This is a genomic window from Stutzerimonas chloritidismutans (genome assembly GCF_020783375.1).
GTDB classification, from domain to species: Bacteria; Pseudomonadota; Gammaproteobacteria; order Pseudomonadales; family Pseudomonadaceae; genus Stutzerimonas; species Stutzerimonas kunmingensis.
This window is the reverse complement of sequence record NZ_CP086067.1, coordinates 147,209-171,323: the sequence shown is the minus strand read 5'-3', so window position 1 is coordinate 171,323 and position 24,115 is coordinate 147,209. Positions and strand designations below refer to the sequence as shown.

26 protein-coding genes and 1 tRNA gene are annotated in these 24,115 nt (G+C 64.4%); 16 read left to right on the top strand and 11 right to left on the bottom strand.

The window, feature by feature from the left end:
- The first annotated feature begins 116 nt into the window (after positions 1-116).
- Positions 117-566 carry an EVE domain-containing protein gene (locus LLJ08_RS00860; protein ID WP_045666867.1) on the top strand — a complete coding sequence of 150 codons (450 nt, stop codon included), beginning with the start codon at positions 117-119 and terminating at the stop codon, positions 564-566.
- Position 567: 1 nt separating this feature from the next.
- On the opposite strand, the gene LLJ08_RS00855 is transcribed toward LLJ08_RS00860, so the two are convergent.
- Entirely contained in the window at positions 568-954 is a 387-nt protein-coding gene (locus LLJ08_RS00855; protein WP_232019535.1) for a flagellar basal body-associated FliL family protein, read from the bottom strand.
- A gap of 231 nt (positions 955-1,185) precedes the next feature.
- Here LLJ08_RS00855 and LLJ08_RS00850 point away from each other — a divergent pair, with 231 nt between their 5' ends.
- Entirely contained in the window at positions 1,186-2,166 is a 981-nt protein-coding gene (locus LLJ08_RS00850) for an NADPH:quinone oxidoreductase family protein (protein ID WP_090520706.1), read from the top strand.
- 55 nt (positions 2,167-2,221) lie between these two features.
- Here the strand turns inward: LLJ08_RS00850 and secB are convergent, their stop codons facing one another.
- The 3 genes from secB to LLJ08_RS00835 all read right to left on the bottom strand — a co-directional run bounded on the left by secB (position 2,222) and on the right by LLJ08_RS00835 (position 3,451).
- The gene (gene secB, locus LLJ08_RS00845; protein WP_014818643.1) at positions 2,222-2,716 is read right to left on the bottom strand and encodes a protein-export chaperone SecB; all 495 of its coding nucleotides are present in this window, start codon (positions 2,714-2,716) and stop codon (positions 2,222-2,224) included.
- A 64-nt stretch (positions 2,717-2,780) separates the two neighbouring features.
- The gene (gene grxC, locus LLJ08_RS00840; protein WP_041015047.1) at positions 2,781-3,035 is read right to left on the bottom strand and encodes a glutaredoxin 3; all 255 of its coding nucleotides are present in this window, start codon (positions 3,033-3,035) and stop codon (positions 2,781-2,783) included.
- A 2-nt stretch (positions 3,036-3,037) separates the two neighbouring features.
- On the bottom strand, positions 3,038-3,451 hold the full coding sequence (locus LLJ08_RS00835) for a rhodanese-like domain-containing protein (RefSeq protein WP_014818641.1): 414 nt from the start codon (positions 3,449-3,451) through the stop codon (positions 3,038-3,040).
- A gap of 140 nt (positions 3,452-3,591) precedes the next feature.
- Here LLJ08_RS00835 and gpmI point away from each other — a divergent pair, with 140 nt between their 5' ends.
- From gpmI to LLJ08_RS00815, 4 genes are all read left to right on the top strand, one after another.
- Positions 3,592-5,139 (top strand): 2,3-bisphosphoglycerate-independent phosphoglycerate mutase, encoded by a 1,548-nt coding sequence (gene gpmI / locus LLJ08_RS00830; protein ID WP_014818640.1) that lies wholly within the window; start codon positions 3,592-3,594, stop codon positions 5,137-5,139.
- A 116-nt stretch (positions 5,140-5,255) separates the two neighbouring features.
- A complete protein-coding gene (locus LLJ08_RS00825; protein ID WP_228207971.1) occupies positions 5,256-6,515 on the top strand; it encodes a murein hydrolase activator EnvC family protein in 1,260 nt (419 codons plus the stop codon).
- A 71-nt stretch (positions 6,516-6,586) separates the two neighbouring features.
- A complete protein-coding gene (locus LLJ08_RS00820) occupies positions 6,587-7,912 on the top strand; it encodes a S41 family peptidase (protein ID WP_228207970.1) in 1,326 nt (441 codons plus the stop codon).
- A 2-nt stretch (positions 7,913-7,914) separates the two neighbouring features.
- Positions 7,915-8,706 carry a divergent polysaccharide deacetylase family protein gene (locus LLJ08_RS00815; RefSeq protein WP_023444020.1) on the top strand — a complete coding sequence of 264 codons (792 nt, stop codon included), beginning with the start codon at positions 7,915-7,917 and terminating at the stop codon, positions 8,704-8,706.
- 3 nt (positions 8,707-8,709) lie between these two features.
- Here LLJ08_RS00815 and LLJ08_RS00810 read toward each other — a convergent pair whose 3' ends face one another.
- From LLJ08_RS00810 to hisB, 7 genes are all read right to left on the bottom strand, one after another.
- On the bottom strand, positions 8,710-9,456 hold the full coding sequence (locus tag LLJ08_RS00810; protein ID WP_228207969.1) for a substrate-binding periplasmic protein: 747 nt from the start codon (positions 9,454-9,456) through the stop codon (positions 8,710-8,712).
- A 235-nt stretch (positions 9,457-9,691) separates the two neighbouring features.
- On the bottom strand, positions 9,692-10,438 hold the full coding sequence (locus LLJ08_RS00805) for a substrate-binding periplasmic protein (RefSeq protein ID WP_014818635.1): 747 nt from the start codon (positions 10,436-10,438) through the stop codon (positions 9,692-9,694).
- 87 nt (positions 10,439-10,525) lie between these two features.
- The gene (gene hisF / locus LLJ08_RS00800) at positions 10,526-11,296 is read right to left on the bottom strand and encodes an imidazole glycerol phosphate synthase subunit HisF (protein WP_014818634.1); all 771 of its coding nucleotides are present in this window, start codon (positions 11,294-11,296) and stop codon (positions 10,526-10,528) included.
- A 98-nt stretch (positions 11,297-11,394) separates the two neighbouring features.
- Positions 11,395-12,138 carry a 1-(5-phosphoribosyl)-5-[(5-phosphoribosylamino)methylideneamino]imidazole-4-carboxamide isomerase gene (hisA, locus tag LLJ08_RS00795; protein WP_125897343.1) on the bottom strand — a complete coding sequence of 248 codons (744 nt, stop codon included), beginning with the start codon at positions 12,136-12,138 and terminating at the stop codon, positions 11,395-11,397.
- 36 nt (positions 12,139-12,174) lie between these two features.
- On the bottom strand, positions 12,175-12,435 hold the full coding sequence (locus tag LLJ08_RS00790; protein ID WP_041108768.1) for a DUF2164 domain-containing protein: 261 nt from the start codon (positions 12,433-12,435) through the stop codon (positions 12,175-12,177).
- Positions 12,436-13,074, bottom strand: a complete 639-nt coding sequence (gene hisH / locus LLJ08_RS00785; protein WP_015275172.1) for an imidazole glycerol phosphate synthase subunit HisH — start codon at positions 13,072-13,074, stop codon at positions 12,436-12,438.
- Positions 13,074-13,667, bottom strand: coding sequence for an imidazoleglycerol-phosphate dehydratase HisB (gene hisB / locus LLJ08_RS00780; RefSeq protein ID WP_003282885.1), 594 nt, complete (start codon positions 13,665-13,667; stop codon positions 13,074-13,076). The genes hisH and hisB overlap by 1 nt, the downstream gene beginning before the upstream one ends.
- Positions 13,668-13,796: 129 nt before the next feature.
- Between hisB and LLJ08_RS00775 the strand changes: the two genes are divergently transcribed.
- The 10 genes from LLJ08_RS00775 (at position 13,797) to LLJ08_RS00730 (ending at position 24,044) form a co-directional block, all read left to right on the top strand.
- Positions 13,797-15,110, top strand: coding sequence for a nitrate regulatory protein (locus LLJ08_RS00775; RefSeq protein WP_228207968.1), 1,314 nt, complete (start codon positions 13,797-13,799; stop codon positions 15,108-15,110).
- A 358-nt stretch (positions 15,111-15,468) separates the two neighbouring features.
- The gene (locus tag LLJ08_RS00770; RefSeq protein ID WP_042927518.1) at positions 15,469-16,800 is read left to right on the top strand and encodes a CmpA/NrtA family ABC transporter substrate-binding protein; all 1,332 of its coding nucleotides are present in this window, start codon (positions 15,469-15,471) and stop codon (positions 16,798-16,800) included.
- A gap of 26 nt (positions 16,801-16,826) precedes the next feature.
- Positions 16,827-17,696 (top strand): nitrate ABC transporter permease, encoded by an 870-nt coding sequence (gene ntrB, locus LLJ08_RS00765; protein ID WP_042927516.1) that lies wholly within the window; start codon positions 16,827-16,829, stop codon positions 17,694-17,696.
- 11 nt (positions 17,697-17,707) lie between these two features.
- Positions 17,708-18,490 (top strand): ABC transporter ATP-binding protein, encoded by a 783-nt coding sequence (locus tag LLJ08_RS00760; protein WP_003296263.1) that lies wholly within the window; start codon positions 17,708-17,710, stop codon positions 18,488-18,490.
- A gap of 89 nt (positions 18,491-18,579) precedes the next feature.
- Positions 18,580-18,978 carry an aspartate 1-decarboxylase autocleavage activator PanM gene (panM, locus tag LLJ08_RS00755; protein WP_041015118.1) on the top strand — a complete coding sequence of 133 codons (399 nt, stop codon included), beginning with the start codon at positions 18,580-18,582 and terminating at the stop codon, positions 18,976-18,978.
- Positions 18,979-19,163: 185 nt separating this feature from the next.
- On the top strand, positions 19,164-21,386 hold the full coding sequence (locus tag LLJ08_RS00750; RefSeq protein ID WP_228207967.1) for an AsmA family protein: 2,223 nt from the start codon (positions 19,164-19,166) through the stop codon (positions 21,384-21,386).
- Positions 21,383-22,450 (top strand): A/G-specific adenine glycosylase, encoded by a 1,068-nt coding sequence (mutY, locus tag LLJ08_RS00745; protein WP_221103589.1) that lies wholly within the window; start codon positions 21,383-21,385, stop codon positions 22,448-22,450. Before LLJ08_RS00750 ends, mutY begins: the two co-directional genes overlap by 4 nt.
- Positions 22,447-22,719 carry an oxidative damage protection protein gene (locus tag LLJ08_RS00740; RefSeq protein ID WP_003280779.1) on the top strand — a complete coding sequence of 91 codons (273 nt, stop codon included), beginning with the start codon at positions 22,447-22,449 and terminating at the stop codon, positions 22,717-22,719. Before mutY ends, LLJ08_RS00740 begins: the two co-directional genes overlap by 4 nt.
- Positions 22,720-22,811: 92 nt before the next feature.
- A tRNA-Phe gene (locus tag LLJ08_RS00735) sits at positions 22,812-22,887 on the top strand.
- 350 nt (positions 22,888-23,237) lie between these two features.
- Complete coding sequence (locus tag LLJ08_RS00730) at positions 23,238-24,044, top strand: substrate-binding periplasmic protein (RefSeq protein WP_031297178.1); 807 nt, start codon at positions 23,238-23,240, stop codon at positions 24,042-24,044.
- The last annotated feature ends 71 nt before the right edge of the window (positions 24,045-24,115 follow it).

The following is a 24,115-nucleotide window of genomic DNA, read 5'->3' as shown; positions in this document are numbered from 1 at the left end:
TACAGCTGCGGCATTTTCCGTGAAGCGTCGGCACCGCGCAAACAGGTATTGCAGCCGATTGTCGGAGATTTTGCCATCATGGTCTGATCGAACCGTCTGATAGAAGAGCAAGGTTCATGCCTTACTGGTTAATGAAGTCCGAACCCGACGAATTTTCCATCTGGGACCTGAAAAGAATGGGTCACGGACGCTGGGATGGTGTACGCAACTACCAGGCGAGAAACTTCATGCGCCAGATGCAGGAAGGCGATCAGTTCTTCTTCTATCACTCCAGTTGCGCCGAGCCAGGAATCGCCGGCATCGGCAGGATCAGTCGCAGCGCCTATCCCGATCCCACTGCCCTCGACCCTGCCAGCCCCTATCACGATGCCAAGGCTCGCGATGATGCAAATCCGTGGAGCGCGGTCGATGTCGAGTTCGTCGATGCCTTTGCGACACCGTTGAAATTGGCGCGTCTGAAAACCGAGCCAGCATTGCACGAACTGGCACTGGTGAAGAAAGGAAGCCGCCTGTCGGTGATGCCGGTCAGCGAAGACGAATGGCAGGCGATCCTGGCGATGCGCTGAGCTACTGGATGATCAGATTGTTGAACAGCAGATCATCCACCAGCGGTTTGCCTTCTTCCTGCTCCAGCACCTCGCGCACCTGGCGCAAGGCTTCCTGACGCAGCTGTTCCTTGGCTTCGGGGCCGCTCAGCGTCTCGTCGGTCTGCTGGGAAAACAGCATCACCAGCTGATGGCGAATCAGCGGCTCGTGATGCTTGACCCGATCCTCCACCTCCTTGTTGGAGATACGCAGCGCAACATCGGCCTTGTAGTACTTCAGTCGCTCGCCGGAGCCGTAGTTGCCAACCATCGCAGGCGTCAGCGCGTAATAGAGTGTCTGCGTGGCGGCGGCGTCTTCGGCCGGCTCCTCAGCCAGCGCGGGCCCAGCCAGGGCGAGGCAGAAAAACATCGAGATGAGGTATTTCACGCGGTACTGCTCCAAGGGATTCCTGCGCCAGCATAACCAGTCGCCGCGGCCCACCCAAGCCTATCGCGCAACCGCCTGCCACTTATACGCCGCCATTACAGTGAACGATGCTGATTGCCTCGCCACGCAGCGCTCCTAGACTGGAAAGTCCTGAGCAGTCGAGCCATCCCATGTCGGGCGGCAAGCGTCCGACCAGTCGAACAAGGAAAAGCGATGAAAGCCGTCCTGTGCAAAAGCTTCGGCCCGCCTGAAAGCCTGGTTGTCGAAGATGCCCCCTCCCCTCAGATCAAGCCGAGCGAGATCCTGCTCGACGTGCATGCCGCCGGGGTGAATTTCCCTGACACGCTGATGATCGAGGGCAAGTATCAGTTCAAGCCGCCGTTCCCGTTCTCGCCCGGCGGCGAGGCGGCCGGCGTGATTGCCGCAGTCGGAGAGAAGGTCAGCCACCTCAAGGTCGGCGACCGGGTCATGGCGCTCACCGGCTGGGGCAGCTTTGCCGAACAGGTTGCCGTGGCCGGTACCAACGCACTGCCGATCCCGCCGAGCATGGACTTCGAGACCGCTGCCGCCTTCAGCATGACCTATGGCACATCGATGCATGCGCTCAAGCAGCGCGCCAATCTGCAACCCGGCGAGACCTTGCTGGTGCTCGGTGCCTCCGGAGGCGTCGGCCTGGCTGCCGTGGAGATCGGCAAGGCCATGGGCGCGCGAGTCATCGCCGCCGCCTCCAGCGCCGAAAAGCTGGAGGTGGCGAAGAATGCCGGCGCCGACGAACTGATCAACTACAGCGAAGTCAGCCTGAAGGAGCGCCTGAAGGAACTCACCGGCGGCCAGGGTGTGGATGTCATCTACGATCCGGTGGGCGGCAAGCTGTTCGAGGAAGCCTTCCGCAGCATCGCCTGGAACGGCCGCATGCTGGTGGTGGGTTTCGCCGCCGGTGGCGACATTCCGGCGTTGCCGGCCAACCTGCCGCTGCTCAAGGGTGCCGCACTGATCGGCGTGTTCTGGGGCGCCTTCGCCCAGCGTCAACCGCAGGACAACGCCGCGAATTTCCGTCAGCTGTTCGCCTGGCATGCAGAAGGCAAGCTCAAGCCGCTGGTGTCGCAACGCTTCGCGCTGGAAGAGGCTGGCCAGGCTATCGCCACGCTGGGGCAGCGCAAGGCGGTCGGCAAGCTGGTGGTGCAGGTACGCTAATGCGCAGAAGGGGAATGCAGGAAGCGTCAGACGCTTCCTGCATGATCCGCATGGATCAGTGGGCGGTGCTGGGGGCTTCGCCGGCGCTCTGCATGCGCGCCATTTCCTGGGCGTAGAGTGCGTCGAAGTTCACCGGAGCCAGCATCAGCGCCGGGAACGAACCGCGGGTCACCAGGCTGTCCAGCGCCTCACGGGCGTAAGGGAAGAGGATGTTCGGGCAGAACGCGCCAAGGGTGTGGCTCATCGCAGCCGCTTCCAGACCCTTGATCAGGAAGATCCCGGCCTGCTGCACTTCGGCAATGAACGCAACTTCTTCGCCGGTCTTCACGGTGACCGAAAGGGTCAGCACGACTTCATGGAAGTCGCCCTCAAGCGCCTTCTGCTTGGTGTTCAGGTCCAGCGCGACACTCGGATTCCATTCCTGACGGAAAATTTCCGGGCTCTTCGGCGCTTCGAAGGACAGGTCGCGGACGTAGATGCGCTGCAGGGAGAACTGCGCGCCCTGTTCGTTCTGCGACGCTGCGCCGCCGTTGTTAGCTTGTTCGGTCATTTCTGCAACCTTCTATCCAGTTGTGCGTGTCGTTTGAATTGTTCGCAGACCCGCGTTGCCGGCCTCAAGCCTGCAGCAACGGGTCGAGACGTCCGGCGCGCTCCAGAGCGTGCAGCTCGTCGCAGCCGCCGACGTGTTTCTCGCCGATCCATATCTGCGGCACCGAGGTGCGTCCGGCCTTGCTGGCCATCTCGGCGCGCAGGGACGGGTTGCCATCCACGGGAATTTCCTCGTAGGCGACACCCTTGCGATCGAGCAGCGCCTTGGCGCGGATACAGAACGGGCACCAGGCGGTGGTATAGATGACGACGTTGGGCATGATTACTTGACCACTGGCAGATTGTCGCCGCGCCAGCTGGAAATCCCTCCCGACAACTTGGCGGCGGTGAAGCCTGCCTTCTGCAGCTCACGGCAGGCCGTTCCGGCGTGCTGCCCCATGGCGTCGACCACGATGATGGTCTTGGCCTTGTGCTTTTCCAGCTCGCCTGTGCGGCTGACCAGCTTCTCGTAGGGAATGTTCAATGCATCGACGATATGACCCGCGTCGAACTCCTTCTTGACGCGCACGTCCAACACCACGCCCTCGCCACTGTTGACCAGTGCCGTCAGTTCGCGATTGCTCAGGCTCTTGCCACCCTTGCGGGTCTCGGTGATGAACAGAAGGATCAACAGCACCACGAACAGGCTGCTGAGTACATAGTGGTTAGAGACAAATTCAATCAGGTTAGCGAGCATCAACGGGTACCCGGACGATAAAATGCGGGCCAGTATACACAGCCCCTCCTACCGGCTGAACCCTGATGATTCGTGACCTCGCCCCGGCCAGCCAGTAGACTGGCTGCCCTTTTCCGCCCCCGTGCAAGGAGCCCGAAAGCATGTCCGTCGCCCCCACCGCCACGCCCAAACCCCTGGTACTGATCATTCTCGATGGCTTCGGGCACAGCGACAGCCCGGACTTCAACGCCATCCACGCCGCCCGCAAGCCGGTCTACGATCGCCTGCTGGCCAGCCAGCCGCACGGATTGATCTCTGGCAGCGGCATGGATGTCGGTCTGCCGGACGGGCAGATGGGCAACTCCGAGGTCGGCCACATGAACCTAGGCGCCGGGCGTGTGGTGTATCAGGACTTCACCCGGGTGACCAAGGCGATCCGCGACGGCGAGTTCTTTGCCAACCCGACAATCTGTGCCGCCGTAGACAAGGCCGCGGGGGCCGGCAAGGCGGTGCACATCCTCGGCCTGCTTTCCGACGGTGGCGTGCACAGCCATCAGGATCATCTGGTCGCCATGGCCGAGCTGGCGGCCCAGCGCGGCGCCGAGAAGATCTACCTGCATGCCTTCCTCGACGGCCGCGACACCCCACCGAAGAGCGCACAGCACTCCATCGAACTGCTTCAGGCCACCTTCACGCGCCTGGGCAAGGGGCGTATCGCCAGCCTGATCGGCCGCTACTTCGCCATGGACCGCGACAACCGTTGGGATCGCGTACAACAGGCCTACGAGCTGATCGTCGACGGCAAGGCCGAGTACCGCTCAGACTACGCCGTGGATGGCCTGATCGCCGCCTACGAGCGTGGCGAAAGCGACGAATTCGTCAAGGCGACCACCATCGGCGAACCGGTGCGCGTCGAGGATGGCGACGCCGTGGTGTTCATGAACTTCCGTGCCGACCGCGCCCGCGAGCTGACCCGCTGCTTCGTCGAACCCGGCTTCAATGAATTCGAACGCGCCCGGGTGCCGCAACTGGCCGAGTTCGTCATGCTCACCCAGTACGCCGCGAGCATTCCCGCACCGGCAGCCTTCGCCCCGGAAGCGCTGACCAACGTGCTCGGCGAGTACCTGGCCAACAACGGCAAGACCCAGCTGCGCATCGCCGAAACCGAGAAATACGCCCACGTCACTTTCTTCTTCTCCGGCGGCCGCGAAGAGCCCTTCCCCGGCGAAGAGCGCATTCTGATCCCCTCGCCTCAGGTCGCCACCTACGACCTGAAACCCGAGATGAGCGCGCCCGAGGTCACCGATCGTATCGTCGATGCCATCGAAAACCAGCGCTACGACGTTATCGTGGTCAACTACGCCAACGGCGACATGGTCGGTCATACCGGCGTGTTCGATGCCGCGGTCAAGGCGGTGGAATGCCTGGACAGCTGCGTCGGGCGGATCGTCGAGGCGCTGGACAAGGTCGGTGGCGAAGCGCTGCTGACCGCCGACCACGGCAACGTCGAACAGATGGAAGACGTCATGACCGGCCAGGCGCACACCGCGCATACCTGTGAGCCAGTGCCTTTCATCTATATAGGCAAGCGCAACGTCTCGATCCGCGAAGGCGGCGTGCTGGCCGATGTCGCGCCAACCATGCTGACCCTGCTCGGCATGCCGGTACCGCCAGAGATGACCGGTCGCTCGATCGTCGAGCTGAGCTGATCGAGCCGGGCGGGAAGCGGCTGGCGCCAGCCGCCGTTTCCCGCTACAGGCTTCAAGCTTCCAGCTTGCTTTTTAGGCATACTACGTCGGTCATAACGCTCGGTTGACGCCCTCCAATGCCTCGTACCTTTCTCGCCCTCGCCTTCCTCTGCCTGCTCGGCCCCGCCGTGGCGGACGAACGTGCCGCAGCGCGGCAGCAGATCGAAGCCGCTCGCCAGGACATCGCCGAACTGCAGAAACTGCTCAAGCAGATCGAGCAGGAGAAATCCGGCGTTCAGAAGCAGCTGAAGACCACCGAAAGCGAGATGGGTCAGCTGGAAAAGCAGGTCGACACCCTGCAGCAGGAGATCGACCGCAGCGAGGCCGAGCTGGAACGCCTGAACGAGGAGAAAACCACCCTCGAAGGCGCACGTCTGGAGCAGCAGCGCCTGATCGGACTGCAGGCCCGCGCCGCCTATCAGAATGGGAGACAGGAATACCTCAAGCTGCTGCTCAACCAGCAGAACCCGGAAAAATTCAGCCGCACCATCACCTATTACGACTACCTGAACAAGGCGCGCCTCGAACAGCTCGACAGCTTCAACGAGACCCTGCGCCAACTGGCCGGAGTCGAGACTGACATCGAAGCGCAGCAGAACCTTCTGGCGGAAAAGAAGGACGGCCTGCTGGAGCGGCGCGAGCAACTCGCCGAGGTGCGCAAGGAGCGCCAGCAAACGCTGGCCAAGCTCAACAGCGACCTGTCCAGCCGCGAACAGAAGCTGCAGGCCCGCCGTCAGGAGCAGGCCCAGTTCGAACGGGTACTCAAGACCATCGAGGAAACTCTGGCCCGCCAGGCTCGCGAAGCCGAGGAAGCCCGGCAACGCGAACTGCTTGCCGAGCGCCAGCGTCAGGAACAACAACAATCCCGGTCCGGCACCAGCACTGCGCCGAGCGGCCCATTGGTTTCCAGTGCCGGCGGCAACTTCGGCGGCCCGTTCGCCAAGGCCAAGGGCAAGCTGCCATGGCCGGTGGATGGACGTCTCGTCGCCCGCTATGGCACTCCGCGCGGCGGCGACGCTCGAACCAAGTGGGACGGCGTACTGATCGGCGCCAGCGTCGGTACTCAGGTCCGCGCCGTCCATGGCGGACGCGTAGTGTTCGCCGACTGGCTGCGTGGCGCTGGACTGCTGGTAATCCTCGACCATGGCAATGGTTATCTGAGCCTGTATGGCCACAACCAGAGCCTGCTGCGCGACGCCGGCGATATCGTCAAGGCCGGCGACGCAATTGCCACGGTAGGCACCAGCGGCGGCCAGGAAACTGCCGCACTGTATTTCGCCATTCGCCAGCAGGGGCGCCCCAGCGATCCTGCCCAATGGTGCCGCGCGCAAGGTTAGCGAGCAGCGGCGTTCGGTCCTGCCGAGCCGCCCGCACCACCAAGCGCGCCCTCTCATAATTGGAGTTCGACATGTTGCACCTGCGCCGTTTCGCCCGCCCATCCACGCTCGCCCTGGCCGTATTGCTGGGGATGCAGGGCGGCGCATGGGCCCAGCAGCCCATGGAGGAGGCCGCGGCGCCAAGTGCCAGTGCCAAAGCCCCGCTGCCGCTGGAGGAGCTGCGCACCTTTGCCGAGGTACTGGACCGCATCAAGGCTGCCTATGTCGAACCAGTGGATGACAAAACCCTGCTGGAAAATGCCATCAAAGGCATGCTCAGCAATCTCGATCCTCATTCCGCCTATCTCGAGCCCGAAGCGTTCGCCGAGCTGCAGGAAAGCACCAGCGGCGAATTCGGTGGTCTCGGCATCGAAGTCGGCATGGAAGACGGCTTCATCAAGGTCGTTTCACCGATCGACGATACCCCGGCGTCCAAGGCCGGCATCGAAGCCGGCGACCTGATCGTCAAGATCGATGGCCAGCCGACCAAGGGGCTGTCGATGATGGACGCCATCGGCAAGATGCGCGGCAAGCCGGGCAGCAGCATCAGCCTGACGCTGGTGCGCGAAGGCGGCCAGCCGTTCGACGTGAAGCTGACCCGCGCGGTCATCAAGGTGCGCAGCGTCCGCAGTCAGATCCTGGAGCCGGGCTACGGCTACCTGCGCGTCACTCAGTTCCAGGTCAACTCCGGCGAGGAAGTGGGCAAGGCGCTGGCGAAGCTGAAGAAGGACAATGACGGCAAGAAGCTCAACGGCCTGGTCCTCGACCTGCGCAACAACCCCGGTGGCGTGCTGCAGGCGGCTGTCGAGATTTCCGACCACTTCCTGACCAAGGGCCTGATCGTCTACACCGAGGGTCGCATCGCCAATTCCGAGCTGCGCTTCAACGCCGACCCGGCCGATGCCAGCGAAGGCGTACCGCTGGTGGTGCTGATCAACGGCGGCAGCGCCTCGGCCTCTGAGATCGTCGCGGGCGCGCTGCAGGATCACAAGCGCGGTGTGGTGATGGGCACCGACAGCTTCGGCAAGGGCTCGGTACAGACCGTGCTGCCGCTGAACAACGATCGTGCACTGAAGCTGACTACCGCGCTGTACTACACCCCCAACGGCCGCTCGATCCAGGCCCAGGGCATTGAGCCGGACATCAAGGTCGAGCGTGCCAAGCTGACCCGCGAGCAGGCCGCCGATGGCTTCCGCGAGGCCGATCTTGCTGGCCACCTGGGCAACGGCAACGGCGGTCCGGACCGTCCCACCGCCACCCAGATCACCAGCGACTCGCCGCGCCCGCAGGACGATGACTACCAGCTCGGTCAGGCCCTGAATCTGCTCAAGGGATTGAACCTCACCCGCGGCCAGTGAAGATGTCAGGCTGGGTAGCAGGGCTGGCGCTGCTGGTGTTGCTCGCCAGCCAGGCGCTGTATGCCAGCGAGCCCGCAGCCACGCCGGACCATGTCCCGCGACCGCGGTTGACCCTGATAATCGACGACCTCGGGCAGAACCCGGCACGCGACCGCCGCGTGCTGCAACTGCCGGGGCCGGTCGCGCTGGCGATCCTTCCCGACACCCGCCATGCAGCCGACCTTGCCGAGCAGGCCCATCGCGCCGGCAAAACGGTCATGCTGCACATGCCGATGGCGCCTGCCCAAGGCCGTTTCGCCTGGCATCCCCAACTACCTCATGACGAACTGGCGCGCCGTCTCGACGCAGCGCTTGCGGCGGTACCGCATGCCAGCGGGCTGAACAACCACATGGGCAGCGCCATGACCGATCAGATACAGGCCATGACCTGGCTGATGGGCGAACTGCAGCGCCGCCACCTGTTCTTTCTCGACAGCCGCACCAGCCCGCGCACCGTGGCCGCCGCCAGCGCCCAACGCACGGCACTGGCCAGCCTGTCGCGGGACATCTTTCTCGATGACGATCCTTCACCGTCCGCGGTAGCCGAACGCTTTCACGCGGCAGTCGCGCTGGCGCGCAAGCAAGGCTCGGTCGTCATCATCGGTCATCCCCACGAGAGCACGCTGGCCGTGCTCGAACGCGAACTGCCGCGACTCTCGGCGCAGGGCATCGAATGGGTCGATGTCGGGCAGATGATCGCCACCCGCAGCAACCGCGCGATGGCCGCCCATGGTCGTGGCGGCGTCTACCGCTGAGCTTCAGAGATAGCGGCGCAGCATCGCATCCACCGTGCCCTCGGCACGCATCGCATCCAGCGCCCGCTGCAGACGCTCAACCACCTCGTCCGGTGTCGCCCGGTTGAGCGCGAGGAACAGCCGCGCTTCATTGAAACGCAGCACCGGTTTCAGGCCGGTCACACCTTCCTGCTTGGCCAGGTAGGGTCCGACCGGATCGGCGGTGGCCCAGACGTCGATCTGACCCTTGAGCAGCTTGCCGATGTTCTCCTGATCACGCAGCGAGTTGATCGGCGCCAGGCCCTTGCCCTCCAGATGCTGGCTGACCGCATCGTTCTTGTAGGCACCGATGCGCAGGTCGCGTGCCTGCTCCAGCCCGGTCAGGCGCAGAGGACTGTCGGCGGGCGCCAGCAGCACCCAGCTGATGCTCGCCAACGGGCCGACCCATTTGAACTGCTGCTCGCGCTCGGCCGTAAAGGTGGTGGAGAACAGCCCCTGATCCGGCTGTTCGAGCACCTGCTTGTAGATGCGATCCCAGGGAAAGCGCAGGGTCAGCTCGTAGCGGATATTCGCGCGGCGGAACATCTCGCGCACGATGTCGGCGTTGATGCCGTGGATGCGCGCGTCGGCGGCGTAGTTCTTGCCGTCCTCGGCCATGTTGAATGGTGGAAAATTCTCGGTCAGCAGCACGACTCGGTAGTCGTCAGGCAGCGCGGCGTGCGCATGAGCGCAGAGCAGCAGCAAGACGACGGCAATGATTCGCTTGAACATGGATCGCTCCCTTTTTCTCGATTCCCTGGCCCACCCCTCCGCGAGCCAGAGCCGGGGGCTGTCCAAAGCAAGATGCGAACCAGCGAAGTGCCACGGCGCCAGCGGCTGAGCGCCCGCTGAATCAGGGAAGCGTGCATGCGCCACGACCGCGCGAGCAGGAGGATCGGTGCACGCTACTGGCGCACCGCCGTCACTCGAGAAAGTCGGCGCAGAAGATGCGCCGACCTGGGAAGGCTCAGAGGTAGCGCGCGTTGATCTCGTCGATCACACCTTCGCTACGCATCTGGTCGAGCGCTTTCTGCAGCTTCTGCACCGTCTCATCGGCGACCTGCTTGTTCAGCGCCAGGTACAGCTCGGCACTGTCGAAACGCAGCACGCGCTTGAGTCCGGTCACGCCGTCCTGGCGGGCGAGGTAGCGGCCAGCGGGATCACCAGTGGCCCACAGGTCGATCTTGCCGTCGATCAGCTTCTTCACGTTCTCCTGATCGCGCAGGGCGAGCTGCGGCTGCAGCCCCTGACCGTCCAGGTGCTCGGCAATGGCATCACCCTTGTAGGCGCCGATGTTGTACTGGCGCGCCTGATCCAGGCTGGTCAGGTTGATCGGACTGTCGCCACGAGCCAGCAACACCCAGTCGTCCGGGCCGATGGGACCAACCCACTTGAACAGCTCTTCGCGCTCGGGCAGGCGCGCCGTGACGAAAACCCCGTAGTTCGGCTGCTCCAGCGCCATGCCGTAGATACGCTCCCAGGGGAAGCGCAGCGTCAAGGTGTAGTCGATGCCGGCACGCTTGAACATCTCGCGCACGATGTCCGCGGCGATCCCGGTGATGTGCTCGTCACGCGCGAAGTTCTTGCCATCGTCCGCCATGTTGTAGGGCGGGAAATTCTCGGTCAGCAGATTGATCTTGTCTGGCGCCTGAGCGTGCGCCAGCGTAGCGCCCAGCAGCAAAGCTGCGGCGATGGTAGAGATTGTCTTGCGCATGTGTGTACCCCCTGAGTACTTATCCGCAACAGCCGCGGACGTGTCCATGTTTCGAGAGCGAAGCCTTTCGCTCTGCCGGCAACGCGATCAGCGCATCACGATGCCGCGGGCGGCCAGATAGGCCTTGGCTTCCGGAATCGTGTATTCGCCGAAGTGGAAGATGCTGGCGGCGAGCACCGCATCGGCCTTGCCTTCGAGGATGCCATCGGCCAGGTGCTGCAGATTGCCGACGCCACCGGAGGCGATCACCGGGATGCACAGCGCTTCGCTGATGGCCCGGGTGACGCCCAGGTCGTAGCCGCTCTTCACGCCGTCCTGATCCATGCTGGTCAGCAGGATTTCGCCAGCGCCGAGGTCTTCCATCTTCTTCGCCCAGGCCACCGCATCCAGGCCGGTGGGCTTGCGCCCGCCATGGGTGAAGATTTCCCAGCGACCCGGCTCGCCCGGCGCGGAGACCTTCTTGGCGTCGATGGCGACGACGATGCATTGCGAGCCGAAACGGTCCGCGGCCTCGCCAACGAAGTCCGGATTGAACACCGCGGCGGTATTGATCGAGACCTTGTCGGCGCCGGCATTGAGCAGGTTGCGGATGTCCTGCACGCTGCGCACGCCGCCGCCGACGGTCAGCGGGATGAACACCTGGCTGGCCATGCGCTCGACGGTGTGCAGAGTGGTGTCACGGTTGTCGACGCTGGCGGTGATGTCGAGGAAGGTGATCTCGTCGGCGCCCTGCTCGTCGTAGCGGCGGGCGATTTCCACCGGGTCGCCGGCGTCGCGAATGTTCTCGAACTGGACGCCCTTGACCACGCGGCCGTTGTCCACGTCGAGGCAGGGAATGATGCGTTTGGCCAGGGCCATGGCTTTCTCCGAAAGCGGCTTCTTCAAGCCGCAGGCTTCAAGCTGCAGGTAGCGTGTAGGGTGGATCGCGCTTCACCGATCCACCGCAGTTCAGCGAATCACTCGTCCTTGTACTTCAGGTCGCAGAGCGCCTGCGCTTCGGCGACGTCGAGCGTGCCTTCGTAGATCGCCCGGCCGGTGATGGCGCCGACGATACCCGGCGTGTTGGTATCGAGCAGCTTCTGGATGTCGCCGATGTTATGGATGCCGCCGGAGGCGATCACCGGGATGCGGCTGGCGCTGGCCAGCGCCACGGTGGCCTCGACGTTGCAGCCCTGCATCATGCCGTCCTTGGCGATGTCGGTATAGACGATGGCCGAGACGCCATCGGCCTCGAAGCGGCGGGCCAGGTCGGTGGCCTGAACGCTGCTGACCTCGGCCCAGCCATCGGTGGCGACGAAGCCATCCTTCGCATCCAGACCAACGATCACCTTGCCCGGAAAGGCGCGGCAGGCCTCGGTGACGAACTCAGGCTCTTTGACCGCCTTGGTACCGATGATCACGTAGCTGACGCCAGCGCGCACGTAGTGCTCGATGGTTTCCAGGGTACGGATGCCGCCACCGATCTGGATCGGCAGGTTCGGATAACGCTTGGCGATCGCCGTGACCACCTCGCCGTTGACCGGCTGGCCTTCGAAGGCGCCGTTGAGGTCGACCAGGTGCAGACGACGGCAGCCGGCCTGGACCCACTTGGCAGCCATGGCCACCGGGTCGTCGGAGAACACCGTGGCATCGTCCATCAGGCCCTGGCGCAGACGCACGCAGGCACCGTCCTTCAGATCGATAGCGGGAATAATCAGCATGGCTTGAACCTGTTCAAATCAAGTGTCGGTTAAGGGTCAGCTCTTCTCGAGCGCCCACAAGTCGCTTTCGATGCTCTCGAACCGTTCCTTCAGGTGGCTCTGCACGTCGAAGATCGCCTTGTTGTAATACAGCGGCGCGATTTCCCGGGCGAACAGATCGAGCACTTCCTGCGCCTCGAACGAGCCCAGCTCGAGTTCGAAGCGGTCTTGCAGAAAGCGCTTGATGACCTGTTGCGCCGCCTGCTCCTGAGCGGCATCCAGCGTCAAAACCGGCGGCTTGAGCTTGGCCCGGCTCATTTACCAGCGACCATCCCAGGCGGCGAAGTTCTGCAGGAGCTGCAGGCCGTGGGTGTGGCTCTTCTCCGGATGGAACTGCACGGCGAAGCGCGAGCCATCGGCCAGCGCGGCGGCGAAGTCGTTGCCGTAATGGCCGCGACCGACCACCTGGCGCGGATTGCCGGCCTCGATGTAGTAGCTGTGCACGAAATAGAAGCGCCCATTGTCCGGAATCGCGTGCCAGAGCGGGTGGTCGACCACCTGCTTGACCTCGTTCCAGCCCATGTGCGGCACCTTCAGATGCTCGCCGTCCTCGTGCAGGTCCTTGCCGAAGAAGCGCACCTGGCCGGGGAACAGACCGATGCAATCGACACCTTCGTTCTCCTCGCTGCGCTCCATCAGCGCCTGCATGCCGACGCAGATACCGAGGAACGGGCGATCCTGGCTGACTTCGCGAACCAATTCATCGAAGCCCAGCCGGCGAATCTCGGCCATGCAGTCGCGAATCGCGCCGACGCCGGGAAACACCACGCGGTCGGCCTCACGGATGACCTGCGCATCGCTGGTGATCAGCACGCGGCCAGCGCCGACGTGTTCTAGCGCCTTGGCCACCGAATGCAGGTTGCCCATGCCGTAGTCGATGACGGCAACGGTCTGCATTACAGGCACCCTTTGGTGGACGGCATCTGCCCGGCCATGCGCGGATCGAGCTCGACGGCCATGCGCAGCGCGCGGCCGAAGGCCTTGAACACGGTTTCGATCTGGTGGTGGGTGTTGATGCCGCGCAGGTTGTCGATGTGCAGGGTCACCAGGGCGTGATTGACGAAGCCCTGGAAGAATTCCTGGAACAGATCGACGTCGAACTTGCCGACCACCGCGCGGGTGTAGGGCACGTTCATGGTCAGCCCCGGGCGCCCGGAGAAGTCGATCACCACGCGCGACAGCGCCTCGTCCAGCGGGACGTAGGAATGCCCGTAGCGGGTCATGCCCTTCTTGTCGCCGATGGCCTTGGTGAAGGCCTGGCCAAGGGTGATGCCGACGTCCTCGACGGTGTGGTGGTCATCGATGTGCAGGTCGCCATTGCACTCGATATCCAAGTCGATCAGCCCGTGACGGGCGATCTGGTCGAGCATGTGTTCCAGGAAGGGCACGCCGATGGCGAAGCGCGCCTTGCCGGTGCCATCCAGATTGATGGTGACCTTGACCTGGGTTTCCAGGGTGTTGCGCTCTACGTAAGCCGTACGTTCGGACATCAACAGCTCCGCTGATCGTGGGCGAAAAGGGGCACATTATAGGCGCAAACGCCGCAGCACGGATACGCGCCGGGCTTACTGGACTGCATCTTGCAGGAACCTGAGCGTCAACCCGCGGAGGTGCCGCCCATGCACGGACGGAAAATGCCTGCGACCCTGCGCTTCATGCTGGCGTCCCGGCGCAGCGAACTGCTCGGCCTGGAAGACCTGGCGCGCACCTGCGAACTGGTCACCCGTATCAGCCAGCTGGTGCACGCGCTGCAGAAAGAGCGCGGCTACTCGAACATCTACCTCAGCGGCAACGCCGCCCATCAGCGCCAGCAGCTGGACATGCTCAGCCTGGAAGCCGAGGCGCTGGAGCGCGAGGTGCGCCTGGATCTGGATCGCATCGATCTGGATGCCGTCAGCACTGCGGACAAGACCCGCCTGTTCACTCGCATCGCCTATGCCCTGCACAGTCTCGACGAGCTGCCGGCGCTGCGCCGGCGCATCCGCGAGCACGCCATCAGCATGCAGGACGCCACGGCAACACTGGTACGGCTGATCGGCGGGCTGCTGGCGGTGGTGTTCGAAGCGGCAGACACCGCTGCCGATCCGGACATCACCCGCTGCCTGGTGGCGCTGTTCAATTTCATGCAGGGCAAGGAACTGGCCGGCCAGGAGCGCGCGCTCGGTGTGGTCGGCTTCGCCAGCGGCTATTTCCGCGCGGACATGCTGGAGCGTCTGGAGCACCTGCTCGAAGGCCAGGAGCGCTGCTTCGCCACCTTCAGCCGCTTCGCCAGCCCGGCAGCGCAGGCGCTATGGCAAGCGCTGTGTGCCAGCGAGACGAACATCAACGCCTGCCGCCTGCGTGACATCGCCCGCCGGACCAGTCCCGGCGCGGCGGTCGAACCGCAGCTGTGCGAACTCTGGTTCGAGCTGCACACGCACCGCATCGATGCGATGAAGCAGGTCGAAACGCGCTTGGAGCAGGACCTGTTGCAACAGTGCCGCTACAGCATCGAGCGCATCCGCAAGGATCTGCAGAGCCATCGCAAGCTGCTCGACGGCATCGCCGACATGCACGCCGCCGCCGAGCAGGCCAAGCTGTTCAGCGTGCAGGCTAGCGACCTCGACGCACCACCTCCGGACGGCATGACCGCGATGGTGGCGCGCTCGACTTTGGAGCTTTTGCTAACCCAGAGCGTGCGCCTGCAGGGCCTCAATGAAGAGTTGCGCGAGGCACGTCAGGCGCTGGATGAGCGCAAGCAGGTGGAGCGCGCCAAGCAGCAGCTGATGCGCCAGCAGGGCTTTTCCGAAGGCGAGGCCTACAGCTGGCTGCGTCAGGCAGCAATGAACCAGGGCCTGCGTCTGGAGGAGATCGCCCAGCGCCTGCTGTCACTGGCACAGCCGGCGGCCGAGCGCGCCCCGGCGCGCACCCTGGGCCAGCGTTCCAGGCACTGAAAACAGGCACGCCGCACCATCTGCACAGCATGCCTGCCCCGCGGATGTGCATGCGCCGCCAGTCCCGCAGGATCGGCAAGCCCAATCCATTTCGAGCAAGACAATCACCAAGCTGGTCGCGCTCCGTCTGTGGCGCCGTCGCAAGTGCTTGATTTGACGGAAGCCACCAGACGATTCGATGCCGCGCCCGGGCCCGTCCGGCGCCACCCAAGCAGTTCTGGCACAGCTTTCGCAAAGATCAGGCAAGGCCGGATCCTTCGGCTTTCACAACTCCTCATCAGGACAACGGTGTCCACGCTCTCCGGCTCCAGCCGGGCGGTGTGGCGCCGTTTTTTTTCGCCCAAAGGAAAACCCGACCATGACCGACAAGCCGAACAACGACCAGCCCAGCAGCGTAACGCTGGCCTCGCGCCGCAGCTTTCTCAAGCACTCGATCATTGCCGCCAGCGGCGTCGCCCTGTTCGGCGGCATGTCCCTGGGCATGCGTTCGGCCGCCTGGGCGGCGGGCGGGGATGTGGAGACGAGCAAGGCCAAGCTCGGCTTTATCGCCCTGACCGACGCCGCGCCGCTGTTCGTCGCCGCCGAGAAGGGCTTCTTCGCCAAATACGGGATGACCGAGGTCGAGGTACTCAAGCAGTCGTCCTGGGGCACCACCCGCGACAACCTGGTGCTCGGCTCGGCGAAGAACGGCATCGATGGCGCGCACATCCTCACGCCGATGCCCTACCTGATCAGCGCCGGCATCGTCACGCCGAACAACCAGCCGGTACCCATGTCGATCCTCGCGCGGCTGAACCTGTCCGGCCAGTGCATCTCGGTCGGCGAGGAATATCGCGACCTGAAGATCGGCCTCGACAGCACCCCGTTCAAGGCCGCGCTGGAAGCGAAGAAGGCCAGCGGCAAAAAAGTCAGTGCGGCGATGACCTTCCCCGGCGGCACCCATGATCTGTGGATGCGCTACTGGCTGGCGGCCGGCGGCATCGACCCGAATGCCGATATCAACACCATCGTCGTGCCGCCGGCGCAGATGGTCGCCAACATGAAGGTCGGCAGCATGGACACCTTCTGTGTCTGCGAGCCTTGGAACGCCCAGCTGATCAACCAGAAGATCGGCTACACCGCCAACACCACCGGCGAGCTGTGGCACAACCACCCGGAAAAGGCCTTCGCCCTGCGCAGCGACTACGTGGCCGCCAACCCCAACGCGGCGAAGGCGCTGACCATGGCGATCATGGAGGCCCAGCAGTTCTGCGAAAAGGCCGAAAACAAGGAGGAAGTGGCGAAGATCTGCTCGCAGCGCAAGTGGATCGGCGCGCCCTACAAGGACATCGTCGACCGCATGAAGGGCAACTTCGCCTACGGCACCGGCAAGGTCATCGAGAACCATCCCGAGCAGATGCGCTACTGGGACGACCACGCCTCCTACCCGTTCCAAAGCCATGACCTCTGGTTCCTCACCGAGAACAAGCGCTGGGGCTACCTGCCGGCCGACTTCGACAGCCAGGCGCTGATCGCCAAGGTCAACCGCGAGGACATCTGGCGCGCCGCCGCTGGCGAACTGAACCTGCCCGCCGAGCTGATCCCGGCCTCCACCTCCCGCGGCGTGGAGAAGTTCTTCGACGGCAAGGTGTTCGACCCCGAGAACCCGCAAGCCTATCTGGACAGCCTGACCATCAAGGCCATGGCCTGATAACCGCAACCCGCGAGGAAAAGCCCATGAATGCCAACGTCAAACTGCAGCCCGCCACCGCCGAGCCGGTATCCATCGTCCGCCCTTCCCGGCTCGCCGCCCTGACTCGACGCAGCGGCCGCTACGCTGTGCAGCAGCTGGTGCCGCCGCTGGTGATCCTGCTGCTGCTCGGCTTGATCTGGGAGATGCTCTGCTCCGGCGCAGACGCCGCGCTGCCGCCGCCCTCGCAGGTGGTCGCGGAAACCTGGGAGCTGATCATCGATCCGTTCTACGACAACGGCGGCAATGACGTGGGCCTGGCCTGGCAGCTGCTGGCGAGCCTGCAGCGGGTTGCGGTGGGTTATATGCTGGCGGTGGTCGCCGGGGTCGGCCTCGGCGTGCTGATCGGCCAGTCGGACTGGGCCATGCGCGGCCTCGATCCGATCTTCCAGGTGCTGCGCACCGTGCCACCACTGGCCTGGCTGCCGCTGTCGCTGGCGGGTTTCCAGGACAGCCACCCCTCGGCGCTGTTCGTCATCTTCATCACCGCGATCTGGCCGATCATCATCAATACCGCGGTGGGCATCCGCAACATCCCGCAGGACTACCGCAACGTCGCCCAGGTGCTGCAGCTCAACGGCTTCGAGTACTTCAAGACCATCATGCTGCCGGCCGCTGCGCCCTACATCTTCACCGGCCTGCGCATCGGCGTCGGCCTGTCGTGGCTGGCGATCATCGCCGCGGAAATGCTCATCGGCGGCGTCGGTATCGGCTTCTTCATCTGGGATGCGTGGAACGCATCGCGCATCAGCGACATCATCCTCGCGCTCGTCTACATCGGCGTGGTCGGCTTCGTGCTCGATCGCCTGGTGGCCTTCGTCGGCCAGCGCATCACCCGCGGCATTCCGGCCAACTGAGGAGCAACGCCATGAGCTATCTCTCCATCGAACACCTGGACAAGAGTTTCGTGCGCGGCAACCTTGCCTCGCAGGTGCTCAAGGACATCAACCTGAACATCGCCAAGGGCGAGTTCATCTCCATCATCGGCCACTCCGGTTGCGGCAAGTCGACGGTGCTGAACATCGTCGCCGGGCTGCTCGACCCCAGCCTCGGCGGCGTGATCCTCGACGGCAAGGAGGTCCGCGGCCCAGGCCCGGACCGCAGCATGGTGTTCCAGAACCACTCGCTGCTGCCCTGGCTGACCGTCTACGAGAACGTCGAAGTGGCAGTGAACAAGCTGTTCAAGCGCAGCATGAACAAGCGCGAACGGCGCGACTGGATCGAGCACAACCTGGCGCTGGTGAACATGGGCCACGCACTGAACAAGTATCCGCAGGAAATCTCCGGCGGCATGAAGCAGCGCGTCGGCATCGCCCGCGCGCTGGCGATGAAGCCCAAGGTGCTGTTGCTCGACGAACCGTTCGGCGCGCTGGATGCACTGACCCGCGCGCACCTGCAGGACGAGGTGATGAAGATCCAGAAGGACCTGGGCAACACCATGATGATGATCACCCACGACGTCGACGAGGCCGTGCTGCTCTCCGACCGCATCGTGATGATGACCAACGGCCCCTCGGCGACCATCGGCGAAATCCTCGAGGTGAAACTGCCGCGCCCGCGCGACCGCATCGCCCTGGCCGACGACCCGGAGTACAACCACTATCGCCGTGCGGTGCTGAGCTTCCTTCACGAGCGCCATCGCCTGCACTGAGCGAACGCGCCAACCGCCGCCGTCTCGTGCGCTGGCGGCGGTTCGGCGTATCCTTGCCGGCACTTCTGCTCAGCCGTCGCAAGGTCGCCATGCCCGTCTACGTCGAATCCGTCACCCAGCCCAGCCCGCAGGATTTAACCGATCTGGCGAAAATCTACGCCGACGCCCCCGAATGGCTGCTGACGCCCTATGCCAGCGCCGAAGCGCTGATCGAGGCGGCGCTGGCCGATGGCAGCCTGATCGCAGGCCGCTTCAATGACCGTCTGCTCGGCGCCGCCCTGCTGCGGCGCGGCGACGAAGCCTGGCGCCTGTCACACCTGTGCGTACGCAAGGTCACCCGCAAACGCGGCGTCGGCCGCCGGCTGCTGGAAGAAACCCAACGGCTGGCCAGTGAAGCCGGCAAGCCGTTGCGCCTTGCCGCACCCGCCGGTCATCTGGAAGCCAGCGCCCTGGCCGCGCGAACGCATCTGCCGCTGGATTCGCTCTAAGTCGCCCACGCGATATCCGCTGCGCCCTGCCTGATCCGCCGACGGGGCGCGCTTGCCGCCCCGCCGCGGCCATCTGTGGAACCCGCACCCGCAACGGCACTCCAACGCCGACCGCGTTCCCGACAAGTGCAGGCACGGGGCTATACTCGGCACTTTTCAGATCGTTCATCTACAAGGACTCGTCCATGAAATCGCTCGGCAAAATCCTGGGTCTGGTCTTTCTCGGGCTGTTGCTGATCGTCGTGGCGGCGGGCTTCGCCCTGACCCACCTATTCGATCCCAACGACTACAAGGACGAGATCCGCGACCTGGCACGCAGCAAGGCCGGCCTCGAACTGGACATCAAAGGTGACATCGGCTGGAGCCTGTTCCCCTGGCTCGGCCTGGAGCTGCACGAGACCACCCTGGCCAGCGCACAGACACCCGAGCAGCCGTTCGCCGACCTGCGCATGCTCGGCCTGTCGGTGCGAGTAATGCCGCTGCTGAGCCGCGAAGTGCAGATGAGCGACATCACCGTCAACGGCCTCAACCTGACCCTGAGCCGTGACGAACAGGGCCGCGGCAACTGGGAGGGGGTTGGCCAGCCGGCCAGGCAGGCCGAACAACCCGCGCCAGCCGCTGACGCCAGCGAACCACCGGCCGAACCGGATGCAGCCCCCGCTCCGCGCAGCAAGCCACTGACCCTGGACATCGACAGCCTGACCGTCAGCGATGCCCGCGTAACCTACAGCGACGCCAAGACCGGCCAGCAGTACAGCGCCGAAAGCATTGAGCTCACGACCGGCGCGATCCGCGAAGGCAGCCCGATCCCGCTCAAGCTCAACGCCTTCTTCGGCAGCAACAAGCCGGTGATGCGCGCGCGCACCGAACTGCAGGGCACGCTGCGTTTCGACAACCAGCTCAAGCGCTACCAGTTCGAAGACATGCGCCTGTCCGGCGAAGCTTCCGGCGAGCCGCTGCAAGGGCAAACACTGACCTTCAGCGCCCAGGGCCAGCTGCTGGTCGATCTCGCCGCGCAGATCGCCGAATGGAACAGCCTCAAGTTCACCGCCAACCAGTTGCGCGGGCTGGGCGAGCTGAAGGCGCGCGATCTGGACAAGGAACCGAAGATCAGCGGCGCGCTGACCGTCGCGCAGTTCAACCTGCGTGAATTCCTTCAGGGCACCGGCCAGCAGCTGCCGGCCATGGCTGACGCTGCCGCACTGAGCAAGGCCGAACTGGTCAGTCGCCTGAGCGGTACGCCGAACAGCCTGGCGCTGGAAGAACTGACCCTGAAGCTCGACGACAGCACCTTCACCGGCCGCCTCGCCGTCAGTGACTTCTCCCGCCAGGCGCTGCGTGTCGACCTCAAGGGCGACCGCTTCAATCTGGATCGCTACCTGCCGCCGCCGAGCAAGGAGCAGGCGGCCGAGGCAGCGCGCAAGAGCGAGGTCAAGAGCACCCAGGCCAGCGCAATCGGCAGCGGCACCACACCACTGCCCAACGCTCCGACCCAGCAGGCCTGGAGCGAAGCATCGGTGTTGCCGCTGGATCAGCTGCGCAAGCTCGACACCGAGGTCAATCTCGCCATCGGCAGCCTGACCGCAATGAAGATCCCGCTGGACGGCTTCAACCTCAAGGCTCGTACCCGCAACGGCCTGCTGACCCTGCAGGAAGTGCGCGGCGGGCTGTATGGCGGACGCCTGGATGGCTCGGCCAGTCTCGACGTACGCCCGGCACTGCCATTGCTGACCGTGCAGAACCGCTTCAATGGCGTACCGGTCGAGCGCCTGCTGGAAAGCCAGGGCGAGGACGTGGTGGTCAAGGGGCTGCTCAACCTGGATGCCGACCTGCGCACCCAGGGCAACAGCGAGAAGGCCTGGATCGACAACCTCAACGGCAAGGTCGGCTTCATCATCGACAACGGCGTGCTGGTCGATGCCAACCTCGAGCAGCAGCTGTGCCGCGCCATCGCCACGCTCAATCGCAAGCCGCTCGCCAGCGACCCACGCAGCAAGGACACGCCGTTCCGCGAACTCAAAGGCAACCTGACGCTGCGCAACGGCGTGGCCAGCAACCCCGACCTCAAGGCCAGCATTCCTGGGCTCACCGTCAACGGCAACGGCGACGTCGATCTGCGCGTACTGGGCATGGACTACCGCGTCGGCATCGTCATCGAAGGCGACAAGGGCGCCATGCCGGACCCGGCCTGCCAGGTCAACGAGCGCTACGTCGGCATCGAATGGCCGCTGCGCTGCCGCGGCCCGCTGGAGCTGGGCGCCAAGGCCTGCCGCTTCGACAACGACGCCCTGGGCAAGGTCGCAGCGCGGCTGGCCGGCGAGAAGCTCAACGAGAAGATCGAAGAGAAGCTCGGCGACAAGGTCAGCCCCGAGCTCAAGGACGCGCTCAAAGGCCTGTTCAACCGATGAGCCCCGAGCAGTTCGGCGCGGCGGTCCTCGACTGGTTCGACCGCCACGGCCGCAAGGATCTGCCCTGGCAGCAGGGCATCACGCCGTATCGGGTGTGGGTGTCTGAAATCATGCTGCAGCAGACCCAGGTCAGCACCGTGCTCGGCTATTTCGACCGTTTCATGGATGCGCTGCCCAGCGTCGAGGCGCTCGCCGCCGCTGAGGAAGATGAAGTCCTGCACCTGTGGACCGGCCTCGGGTACTACAGCCGCGCACGCAATCTGCACAAGACCGCCAAGCTGATCGTCGCCGAACATGGCGGCGTTTTTCCGGCCGACGTCGACAAGCTCGCCGAACTGCCTGGAATTGGTCGCTCCACGGCCGGCGCCATTGCCAGCATCAGCCTGGGCCTGCGCGCGCCGATCCTCGACGGCAACGTCAAGCGCGTGCTGGCCCGCTACGTTGCGCAGGATGGCTATCCCGGCGAGCCGAAGGTGGCCCGCCAGCTGTGGGAGGTGGCCGAGCGTTTCACCCCGCAGCAGCGCGTCAACCATTACACCCAGGCGATGATGGATCTCGGCGCCACGCTGTGCACCCGCAGCCGCCCGAGCTGCCTGCTCTGTCCACTCAAGGACGGCTGCCGCGCCCATCTGCTCGGGCGCGAAACCGACTTCCCGGTGCCCAAGCCACGCAAGGCGCTGCCGCAAAAGCGTACTCTAATGCCGTTGCTGGCCAATCGCGACGGCGCCATCCTGCTCTATCGGCGCCCGTCGACGGGCCTGTGGGGCGGGCTCTGGAGCCTGCCGGAACTGGACGACCTCGCGGCCCTCGACCCATTGGCCGCGCGGCATGCCCTGCAGCTCGAGGAGCGCCGCGAGCTGCAGGGGCTGACCCACACGTTCAGCCATTTTCAGCTGGCCATCGAGCCCTGGCTGATCAGGGTCAAGTCCGCGCCCGACGCCGTGGCCGAGGCCGACTGGCTCTGGTATAACCTCGCCACCCCGCCGCGCCTCGGCCTTGCCGCGCCAGTAAAGACACTGCTCAAGCGCGCCGCAGCTGAATTGAATGCAGGAGAAACCTCATGACCCGCACCGTGAACTGCCGCAAGTACAACGAAGAACTCCCCGGCCTCGAGCGCCCGCCGTTTCCAGGCCAGAAAGGCGAGGACATCTACAACAACATTTCCAAACAGGCCTGGGACGACTGGCAGAAGCACCAGACCATGCTGATCAACGAACGCCGGCTGAACATGATGAACGCCGAAGACCGCAAGTTCCTTCAGGGCGAGATGGACAAGTTCTTCTCCGGCGAAGATTACGCCAAGGCCGAAGGCTACGTGCCGCCGAGCGAATGACCGTCGGCTGCGCTAAGCGCCCGTCCGGATTAAATATTTTTCCGGACCACGCTTGACAGGTAAAAGCCAAATCCGTCTAATAGCGCCCCGTTGCCCAGGTAGCTCAGTCGGTAGAGCAGGGGATTGAAAATCCCCGTGTCGGCGGTTCGATTCCGTCCCTGGGCACCACTAATACCGAAAAACCCCAAGCGAAATTAACCTCCTTGGGGTTTTTTATTGCCTGCGATTTGTGCCAGCGGCGCGCTGCGCTCCAGCCCCGCCTTCCGGAATGGCTTGACGGCATTCACACGGAAGCATCCTCCCAGCATCGCTGGCATCCTGTGATCTTCCGCAAGCCGCTCACCGGCTGAAGCTCGGATACCGAGCGGCAGCCACGCCACGCCACGCGGGACAACCGCAAGCCACGCATGCACGGCCAGGCCTTATCACTTCATCGCTCCGACTTCATTCTGCGCTAGGCTGCTGCTAACTGGGCGGGCCAGAGCCGGATGTTGCCCGGCCGCGTGAACTGCCAAGGAATGCCGCAAAGCGCAAGGAGCCGAACGGTGCACAGGATTCTCTCGATTCTGCTGATATGGCTGTTGTCGAACGCCGCCCCGGCAGGCGCGGCGCAGTGGCGTTTCGTGACCGAAGACTTCCCGCCGTTCACCTATCCGGCTGACGCCCCGGCCAGCGAAACCGCAGGCGTTGGTGCGGCCGGCCCGTTTGTAGAGGTGGTACATGCGATCTGCGCACGCTTGCAGCACCAATGCACGATCACCCTGTATCCCTGGCAGCGCGCATTCCGCCTGGCCGAACAGGGACAGGTGGACGGAATATTCACACTGACACCTTCACCGCAGCGCGAGCAGATGTTCCACATCAGCCGGATGCTGGTCACTTCTCGCTACAGTGTTTTCGCCCAGGCCGAGAGCAGCTTCGTCTTCAACCAACCAGGTGATGTGGCGGGCCGGCTGGTTGGCGTCTATGGCCCATCCGGCACCTCTTACGTGCTGTCCGAGCGCCTCAAGTCGGTGCCCGACGTACGCCTGCACCTGACTACCGACAATCGCCGACTGCTGCGCATGCTGCAGTCCGGGCGCTTCGGTGTGGACGGCCTGGCGGTGCTCAATCAGGATGTTGCCTGGCACCTGATCGAGGAAGAGCGACTTGCCGATGTGCGCGAGGCTGGCGAAATGGGCCCGATCAGCTATGGCATCGGTCTTTCGCGCAAGACGGTGAGCGCGGCACAGTTCGAAGCGTTCGAGCAGGCGCTGGACGCGGCAATAGCCGATGGCACGGTGCCGAAGATTCTGCGCCGGCACCAACTCGAAGCCGCCTTCTGATCGTTACGCGCGCCATGGCAAGGCGGCGGTTCGGCGTATTTCTCGCCATGCGTGATCGGCCGCCATTTCGC